8 protein-coding genes are annotated in these 8,414 nt (G+C 48.4%); 3 read left to right on the top strand and 5 right to left on the bottom strand.

Features of this window, described 5'->3' with window-relative positions; genetic code table 11:
• Positions 1–91: 91 nt before the first annotated feature.
• Positions 92–802, bottom strand: a complete 711-nt coding sequence (gene hutC, locus CAG65_RS12185) for a histidine utilization repressor (protein WP_021705478.1) — start codon at positions 800–802, stop codon at positions 92–94.
• A 145-nt stretch (positions 803–947) separates the two neighbouring features.
• Positions 948–1,988, bottom strand: a complete 1,041-nt coding sequence (locus CAG65_RS12180; protein ID WP_161453803.1) for an alkene reductase — start codon at positions 1,986–1,988, stop codon at positions 948–950.
• 135 nt (positions 1,989–2,123) lie between these two features.
• On the opposite strand from CAG65_RS12180, the gene CAG65_RS12175 reads away from it, so the two are divergent.
• Positions 2,124–2,702: a TetR/AcrR family transcriptional regulator gene (locus tag CAG65_RS12175; RefSeq protein WP_161453802.1), complete on the top strand. Its 579-nt coding sequence runs from the start codon at positions 2,124–2,126 to the stop codon at positions 2,700–2,702.
• A gap of 89 nt (positions 2,703–2,791) precedes the next feature.
• Positions 2,792–3,844, top strand: a complete 1,053-nt coding sequence (locus CAG65_RS12170; RefSeq protein WP_161453801.1) for an endonuclease/exonuclease/phosphatase family protein — start codon at positions 2,792–2,794, stop codon at positions 3,842–3,844.
• Positions 3,845–3,935: 91 nt separating this feature from the next.
• Here CAG65_RS12170 and CAG65_RS12165 read toward each other — a convergent pair whose 3' ends face one another.
• On the bottom strand, positions 3,936–4,256 hold the full coding sequence (locus tag CAG65_RS12165) for an HI1450 family dsDNA-mimic protein (RefSeq protein WP_021705482.1): 321 nt from the start codon (positions 4,254–4,256) through the stop codon (positions 3,936–3,938).
• Positions 4,257–4,260: 4 nt separating this feature from the next.
• Positions 4,261–4,827 carry an elongation factor P-like protein YeiP gene (gene yeiP / locus CAG65_RS12160; RefSeq protein ID WP_161453800.1) on the bottom strand — a complete coding sequence of 189 codons (567 nt, stop codon included), beginning with the start codon at positions 4,825–4,827 and terminating at the stop codon, positions 4,261–4,263.
• Between the two features lie 132 nt (positions 4,828–4,959).
• On the opposite strand from yeiP, the gene CAG65_RS12155 reads away from it, so the two are divergent.
• Positions 4,960–5,727, top strand: a complete 768-nt coding sequence (locus tag CAG65_RS12155) for a nucleotidyltransferase domain-containing protein (protein WP_161453799.1) — start codon at positions 4,960–4,962, stop codon at positions 5,725–5,727.
• A 2-nt stretch (positions 5,728–5,729) separates the two neighbouring features.
• Here CAG65_RS12155 and CAG65_RS12150 read toward each other — a convergent pair whose 3' ends face one another.
• Positions 5,730–8,093 (bottom strand): DNA polymerase II, encoded by a 2,364-nt coding sequence (locus tag CAG65_RS12150; RefSeq protein ID WP_161453798.1) that lies wholly within the window; start codon positions 8,091–8,093, stop codon positions 5,730–5,732.
• Positions 8,094–8,414: the final 321 nt, after the last annotated feature.

The raw sequence follows: 8,414 nt of genomic DNA, 5'->3' as shown, positions 1-8,414 counted from the left end.
GTTTAAATGTATATACAAATTAAAGTGCAATTTGGAAAGATGAGCAAGAAAGATGTTGCGGAAATGTGATCAGATCTTGGTTGAAAATATTTTAATCGAGAAGGATCTTAGAGCTTAATTTGTATTTGGAGCCTGGGTGATACAGCAGGGCTGAGCTGATCAGTTTGTCGCCGCTCCAGGTTCGGCGGTTAAGCAATAAACAAGGTTCACTGTCAGACATCTTCAAAGTATGACGAATGGCCGTCTCAGCGACGATGGCCTCAACAGTGTGTTCAATAGCACTCAGTGGGCAGTTTTCCGACAAGTACTGGTTGGGTGTAATGTGGGTAAAATCTTGGTTCAGGTAGTCCGGTGCGTAATCCGGATTGACCCAGCGAACTTCCAGTTGTAGCGGTAAACTATCTGCAAAGTGAATGATTTCACTGTAGAAAACTTGAGTTCCTAACATCACACCAAGTTTAGTGGCGACGTTTTCATCGGCGTAAATTAACTGGTGTTTTACCACTTGGCTTCGGTACTGTTTGCCCCGTTGCTGTACTTCTTCAGCAATGTTTCGGATATCCAGAAGGGGAGATTCGGCCTTTTCTTCAGGCGCACAAACAAAAGTGCCCAGGCGTGGCGTCCTTTGCAATTTACCTTCTGCGACCAAATCCCGAATCGCTTTATTGACCGTCATCCGGCTGACGTCAAACTGTTCGGTCAGTTCCAGCTCCGTCGTGATCCGATGACCCACGGGCCACTGACCGGAGTCGATTTTGTCGGAGATGTATTGCTTGATTTGGATATAAAGCGGAGCGGACATTTGAATACCATTTTAATTGAATATACAAATATTTAATCAATTAGTAGACAAAAGCAAGTAAAGTGCACCGATTTCCGGCAAAACTGCGTGATAGATAGAAAAAAAGCGGAAGGCGACCCTTCCGCGAAAAGGCAATGGAAAACGCTTAAATCAATTCGGCCAGCATAGTGTCGGAATATTCGGTTAGCTCGCTGCCGGATTTTACTTTGCTGATGTAGTCTGGGTTTGCAATCAGTGGACGACCGATGGCGAGCAGATCGAACTTGCCTTCTGCCACCGCTTGACGTCCGCTTTCTGGCGTAAAGCCACCCACCCCAACCAGAGTTTGGCTGTAGTTGGCGCGCATGTATTGAGATGCGGTGCCACCCAGAGAGTCAAACTCCATACTGTCATCAAAAATGCCGACGTGCAGGTACGCCAGTTGACGTTTATCCAGCTCTGCGAGCAGATAATCAAAGACACTGCGGTCGCGATTATCGGCGTCAATATTGAAGTAGGCGCCCGGAGATAAGCGCAAAGCAGTACGATCTTCGCCAACCGCGGCGGCCACTGCGTCTACGACGGCGAGTGGGAAGCGCGCCATGTTCTCTGCGTTGCCACCGAATTCATCATCACGGATGTTACTGCTGTAGTGCAGGAACTGATCCAAAAGATAGCCGTTTGCTCCATGGATTTCGACACCGTCAAAACCCGCTTCCAACGCATTGATGGCTGCCTGGGCGAAATCTTCAACCAGCTCTTCAATTTCTTCTTTGCTGGCGGCTTTCGGTGTGGTGTAAGTCAGTTCACGCATGCGTGGTACGGTGCCTTCCACTCTCAGTGCGGAGGGAGCAAGAACAAAGTCACCATCAAAGAAATGCGGGTGAGCGACACGACCGGTGTGCCATAACTGAGCAAAAATTTTGCCGCCATGCTCATGCACTTTGTCAGTGACTTTGCGCCAGCCAGTAATCTGCTGTGCGGTAAATAATCCCGGCGTATTCGGATAACCTTGCCCGTCCGGACGAATGATGGTGGCTTCTGAAATGATCAGTCCGGTATCTGCTCGGCGAGCGTAGTAGTCCACCATTGCCTGTGTTGGCACCAGGTTGTCGTCAGCCATGCAGCGCGTTAGCGGCGCCATCAAAATACGGTTATCGAGTGTGATTGTGTCGTTAAGTTTAAAAGGTTGAAACAAGTCATTCATGTGAGTAAACCCTGTCAATAATTCTTGAACGCCCATTCAAAATAATCCATCTTGAACGCTCATTCAAGAATTTTTTGAATGATTGTTCAAATTCAAGTAAAATCCACACAAGTTTAGTTGTTTAAGAGAATTACGATGCGCAGTGCCGAATTTGACCGTGATGCGGTGTTACGTTCAGCGATGGAAGCCTTTCTTGTTAAGGGATACAGCAAAACCAGTATGCAGGATCTCAAGCAGGCGACGGGATTACACCCGGGGTCGATTTATTGTGCGTTTACCAATAAGCGTGGCTTGCTAATTGCTGCACTGCAGCATTACCGAGAAGAGCGCAACGCTGAGCAACAGACACTGTTTGCGGCGCATCCCACGGTGATGGCGGGTATTGAAGCTTACCTTGACCAGGTCGTGGCAGAGTGTGAGCAGGAAAATATCAAAGATTGCCTGCTGCAAAAGGCGTTGAACGAATTGGCTCAGCAAGATGAAGAAGTTGAAAGCATCATCAGTAAAATGTTGATAGAGTGGCAGGAGTCTTTTACAGCTTTGATACAAAAAGCGCTGTTGAATCAAGAACTCCAGTCATCTCGAAGCCCTGAGCAACTGGCTCGGTTTCTGGTAATGGGAATATACGGTCTGAGAACGTTTTCGCACACCAAACCAGCAGCGGGCGTATTGCGTCAATTGAGCGCGGAATTGTTGCGAGCAATCCGACACTAACACCGTTATGTAAACTTAATCAAAACGTCACCCGATATGCGTCTTGACTGCTAATGTTTATATGCAAATTTAAACATAAGGAGGCAGGGATGTTCATACGATGTGGAACGTTTAACCTATATCAGTTTGCGGCGCCGCCGTTCAGTTGGTACGAAAAAGAAAACTTTTATACAGCGGATGAGTGGCAGGCCAAAAAAGCCTGGATAAGCAGCCGACTCAAGGAAATGGATTGCGATGTGATCGGTTTCCAAGAAGTTTTTAGCATTGACGAGTTGAAGGCGTTAGTCAATGCGGCTGGATATGCGTATTTTGACGTGGTGGAACAACCAGAGCACGATTTGCATGATACCTTGATTTTTACCTCTCCGGTGGTCGCTGTTGCCGCCCGTTTTCCGCTTTCTTCCGTTCAGGCCGTCCGGTTCAGCCAACAATCTGAAGAGCAGTTGCCTGTTGAGGCTGACTTTAAATACAGTCGCACGCCAGTGCGCGCCGAGGTGGAGCTACCAGGATTTGGCAACATACTGGTGTATGTGTCTCATCTAAAGTCCAAACGAGCCATTGAACTTCAACCGGATTATGACGACGCTGATCCTTGGAAGAAAAAAGTGCTTGCCACCATGCAAGCACGTTCGGCAGGCCACGTCGCAGCGTTGTTGCAACGCGGAGCGGAAGCGTACGATTTGTACATGGCCGTATCCACACAGATCGAAGCACAGCCGGATAAACCGATACTGGTGTTAGGTGATATGAACGATGACCCAGACTCGACCCCGGTAGAAGCGTTATCAAACCGGGCTTGGCTCTTTGAAGTGGATGGCGTTAAGTACCAGAACTTACCTATGGAAGCTAAAGTCAGCGCTTACCAATACAAGTTGTATGATGCCTTCAATCTGGCACCCAATCAGGATGGGCTAAAGCGCACACCGACGCATTATTATCGCGGTGAAGGCAACACGCTGGATTACATTTTTGTGTCCAATGCTTTGAATGAACAAAACAACCGGGCAGTGGGGAAAGTCGTCGATTTTGTCGTGTACGATGAGCATCTTCATTCAGACGGGGTGGGCAATAAAAAGCAATCAGACCATGCTCAACCAGTGGTTCGAATTCAGCTCAATACTAATCATGAGTTGAATTTGTGATGGTTGTTTCTTTGCTTCCGCGTGAACTCGTGTCGATAAAAAGCGAATAAAAAAACGCCGCTGTTCACAGCGGCGTTCTGGTTGAAGGCGTTTAATCGCGCTTCCACAAAATATGACAGAACTTTTTGTCAGGATCGCGACTGACGAGCATTCGCGCGAATACATCGTCCAGCACGTCATTCTCTTCGTTGACCAAACCGATACGAACTTCAGCGAAGTCTTCTTTGTCTACCTCAAATCCAACATGCTGAACCCAGTCATCCCCGGTTTCTACCAGTTCTGCGGCTCCACGGTCTTCAAATTGAGCGGTAAACAGAATCACGTCGGCAGGTTCTAAATTATCCGGCGCCATTTCGAGGAAGATGTCGTATGCGGCATCAATAACGTCATCGTAAGAGATAAGATCAGACATAATATTAAGCTCGGTTCATGTATTTACGTTCGGTCGTATTCACAACGACGCGGTCACCCGTTGCAATATACTCAGGCACTTGAACAGTCAGGCCAGTCGCAAAGCGGGCTGGTTTTGTACGGGCAGAAGCTGACGCCCCTTTGATTGATGGGTCCGTTTCTTCGATCACCAGTTCAACGGACGCCGGTAGTTCCAGTGCAACAGCGGCACCGTTGACCAGAACCACGCTCAGACCCTGAATCTCTTCAGTGATGAACAGCAGTTCGTCGGCGATATCGACCTGTTTAAAAGTGAACTGAGAATAATCATCGTTATCCATGAAGATGTACTCGTCGCCATCGACGTAAGAGAAAGAGACCGCACGCTTGTTCATTTCAACGGTGTCCAGCACGTCGTCTGACTTAAAGCGCTCATCCACACGAGCCCCGGTCGTCAGGTCGGTGCAGCGCAGCTTGTAGATTTTCGCTCCGCCACGGCCGCCTGGGGTTGTTACTTCGATGTCTTTAATCAGCAGAGTTTTGCCATTTGACTCAATCGCAAAACCTTTCTTAAGTTCACTTGCCTTTGGCATGGAAGATTTCCTTTGTGTTTGATTTCGGCGCATTATACCAAGAGTGAGCCGGGAAGGAATATCTTGATTCAATCTCCGCTCTGAGCGAACATGATCGGGTTTAACAATAGTCAAAATGATCATATTTGTCAGATGGTTCTACCAGTAATCGATCCCAAACAAGCATTCCAGTCTGAATATCAGCCTGCGATTGATGATTTGCTTAAATGCCTCAAAGGTGGGTTAGGGGCAAATCTTCACAGTGTCTATCTGTATGGCAGCGTTGCAAACAAAATGGCGCAGCCGGGGCGCTCTAATCTGGATGTGGTCGTTGTGACCCACCGCAGCTTCAGTGATCAGCGCACCACACTGTTCAACACCATTCGCTGGCGTTTTCAAAAAGCGTTCCCATTTATTACCGCGGTGGATTTCAAAGTGGGGCTGGCACAAGACATCGCCAGCATCGAAGGGATTCTCTCTTGGGGTTTTCTGCTGCGTCATCGCGCGGTGTGTGTGTATGGGGACGATCTTTCAGAATGCTTTGGTAATTATGAACCTAGCTGGGAGATTGCCAAACAGTGGAATATGGATGTCGAGGACTGGCTGGCGGTGTATCGCCACCGGATAGCGAAAGCGCAAACGTCAGAACAGCAGGTTAAAGCGCAGGTCATTATTGCTAAAAAGCTTTTACGGGCCAGCTACTCTCTGGTGATGCACCGGGATAAGAATTGGTTTGATGATCCGGTTGAATGTGGCCGCCACTTCCTGCGTTATTATCCGGAGCGGCAGGTGGAAATCGATCGTCTTGGCATCTTGTTGTCCGGCCGCCCGATACCAAAACGTTCGGTGATCGGCATTCTGGACGGCTTTGGTGAATGGCTGGTGAAGCAATATAAGAAAACCGAGTTCAAGATCGGTTAAGGTTAAAACAGACCAAGCTGGGGCAAACTCAGGTTGGTGAAGTCTAAGCCGATAAACGGCAGTATGGCATCGCCCACGGGCTTCAACTGTTTATCAATGTAGTGTTGATAGTCTATTGGGCTTTTCAGGTATTCCTTCGGCTCAGGCCCGTTGACCGTGATGACGTATTCAATGACCCCTTTGCTCTGGTATTGCAATGGTCGTCCCAGTTGCGCGTTGATGTCATCAGCCATACGAGCGGCCCGTACCTGCGGTGGTACGTTCTTTTGGTATTCGTGTAATTTACGTCGCAAGCGCTTTTGATACACCAGTTCATCATCAAACCGGCCAGCGAGCGTGTCTTCGACAAACTGCCGCACAAAGTCTTGTGGATCCTGTTCGTGGAACACCATCCGATAAAGTTGTTGTTGGAAGCGCTGGGCGAGCGGGGTCCAGTCGGTTCGCGCACTTTCCAACCCTTTAAATACGATTCTTTCTTGTTCGCCTTCTCCAATAAGCCCGGCGTAACGCTTTTTGGACCCCGTCTCAGCGCCACGAATCGTTGGCATCAAAAACTTGCGATAATGGGTTTCGTATTCCAGCTCCAATATTGACGTCAGGTCGTATTCTGTCTGCAGATGTTTGGCCCACCACTCATTAATGTAACGCACCAGTGTCTGACCTGTTTCATCGGCTTGCTGTTGAGTGTAGGCACCGTTGAGTGAGACAAACGTTGAGTCGGTATCGCCGTAAATCACCTGATAGCCTTTGGTCTCGATCAGCTTTTTGGTTTGCTTCATGATTTCGTGCCCACGCATGGTAATGCTTGATGCCAGGCGCGTATCAAAGAAGCGACAACCGGATGAGCCCAGAACACCGTAAAACGAGTTCATGATGATCTTAATAGCTTGTGAAAATGCCTGTTCCTGATTCTTTTTAGCCACATCCCGAGCCGCCCAGAGGTCTTCGATCATCTTTGGCAGAAAGTGCTTTTCACGGTGAAATTGACCGCCACGAAAGCCAGGGACCGCTTGATCCGGCTGGTTACCTATTTCAAGCCTCAGACCTTCAATAAGCCCCATTGGGTCAATCAAAAACGAGCGGATAATCGATGGATACAGGCTTTTGAAATCCAGTACCAGCACCGAATCATACAAATTGGGAATCGAGTCCATGACATAGCCGCCCGGACTGGCGATCCAGTTTTCCGGGTGCAGGTTTGGTGCAACGTAGCCTGCGCGGTGAATTTGCGGCAGGTAGAGATTTGTAAAAGACGCGACCGAACCGCCCACCCGGTCCAGTTCGACGCCCGTCAATCGAGAGCGTTCGATCGCAAAATCGAGCAGGTGAGTGTGACGAAAGATTTTATTGACCAGCACGCAATCTTGCAGGTTGTACTTCGCCAATGATGGCTTGTCATGGCGGAACATATGGTTAATTTCGGCCATGCGGTCGTGCACATTGTGAATCTGCTTGCCTTCGCCAAGCAACTCTTGGGACACCGATTCCAATGACCAGGAGCGGAAATGGTAAGTGGCCGTTTTGAGCGTATCAATGCCGTCCATAACCACGCGACCGGGAATGGTCACAAAGCCTTGCTGCGTTTGAGTCGATGAGCGGAACGAACTGTATTGGCCGGCCCGGCCAATACGCAGTTTCAGGTTATGCCATTCGGCACGTTTATGCAGCAGACGGAAGTCAAAATCAATCACGTTCCAGCCGACGATCACATCGGGATCGTAGCGACTGAACCATTCGATCATCGCTTCCAGCAGCGCATATTCGTCTTTGACCCACTGGATCGAAGTGTCGGCTGCTTCGGGATCGCCAATCATGATGACTCGACTGTCCATCTCGCTATCCAGACCGATGGAATACAGAATGCCTTTTTCTGAGCACTCCAGGTCGAGTGAAACGACTTTCAAATGAGGGATGTAATTACCCTGACGACACTTTGTCTGACGGACTTGGTGATAACCATTATGCGGTTGTGCGCTGCCAGCAAATTCGATACTGCCTTTTATAAAACGTTCCATCAGGTAACGGTCTGCCAATTTAATGTCGGCTTCCAGCATGAATATATCTGACTTGCTCAAGATATCGGAGAGGGTAAAACTGTCGCGAATAGTGTTGCAGTAACAGGCGGCGAGAGGATGGTGTTCGAAGCTTTTCAAGCCCAGCGGTTTGATAACGACAGTGAGACTGTGTTGATTCGCCAAAAGAGTTGCTTGCTCAATGTCATTCTGTTCAATAAAGAAGACCGGTTGTTCACCGCGGACAATCAAATTCACCGGACCTTGCTCGGTGGCAACCCACAAGTCAATTTGGGTCTGGCCTGCAATGTCCCGGGCTTGCCGGGTCAGAAGAAAACCTTGTTGAATAGTCAAAAATGGGTCCTTGTTGAACAAAAAAACGTCGTAATAGCCGGATAGAAAGGATTTTATCAAAAAATGCTGACATACACAGATTCAATCTCGGTTAGCGTTTGTTCCGCCTTGCTCAAATTCCCCTGAGTCGTGGATAAAATCAGCTACACTTAACGGAGTTGCTACTATGCGTTTTGTTGTTTATTTGTCGTTGAGAAGGCACGTTCAACAGATACAAGCGCAGAGTACGACCAACGATGAATAAAGATTGTGTTGATAGCGTGTTCTTATTCAAATTTATGCGCGTGTAGAAGATTTCAATCTAGCGGCAGTAATCAAGTC

Source organism: Vibrio sp. V39_P1S14PM300 (genome assembly GCF_009904765.1).
GTDB lineage: Bacteria > Pseudomonadota > Gammaproteobacteria > Enterobacterales > Vibrionaceae > Vibrio > Vibrio proteolyticus.
This window is presented reverse-complemented; position numbering and strand designations above follow the sequence as displayed.

What these genes read in the sequence shown, in the direction of transcription:
- hutC (WP_021705478.1), bottom strand. Translation starts at nt 802, where the DNA reads ATGTCCGCTCCGCTTTATATCCAAATCAAGCAATACATCTCCGACAAA.
- CAG65_RS12180 (WP_161453803.1), bottom strand. Translation starts at nt 1,988, where the DNA reads ATGAATGACTTGTTTCAACCTTTTAAACTTAACGACACAATCACACTC.
- CAG65_RS12175 (WP_161453802.1), top strand. Translation starts at nt 2,124, where the DNA reads ATGCGCAGTGCCGAATTTGACCGTGATGCGGTGTTACGTTCAGCGATG.
- CAG65_RS12170 (WP_161453801.1), top strand. Translation starts at nt 2,792, where the DNA reads ATGTTCATACGATGTGGAACGTTTAACCTATATCAGTTTGCGGCGCCG.
- CAG65_RS12165 (WP_021705482.1), bottom strand. Translation starts at nt 4,256, where the DNA reads ATGTCTGATCTTATCTCTTACGATGACGTTATTGATGCCGCATACGAC.
- yeiP (WP_161453800.1), bottom strand. Translation starts at nt 4,827, where the DNA reads ATGCCAAAGGCAAGTGAACTTAAGAAAGGTTTTGCGATTGAGTCAAAT.
- CAG65_RS12155 (WP_161453799.1), top strand. Translation starts at nt 4,960, where the DNA reads ATGGTTCTACCAGTAATCGATCCCAAACAAGCATTCCAGTCTGAATAT.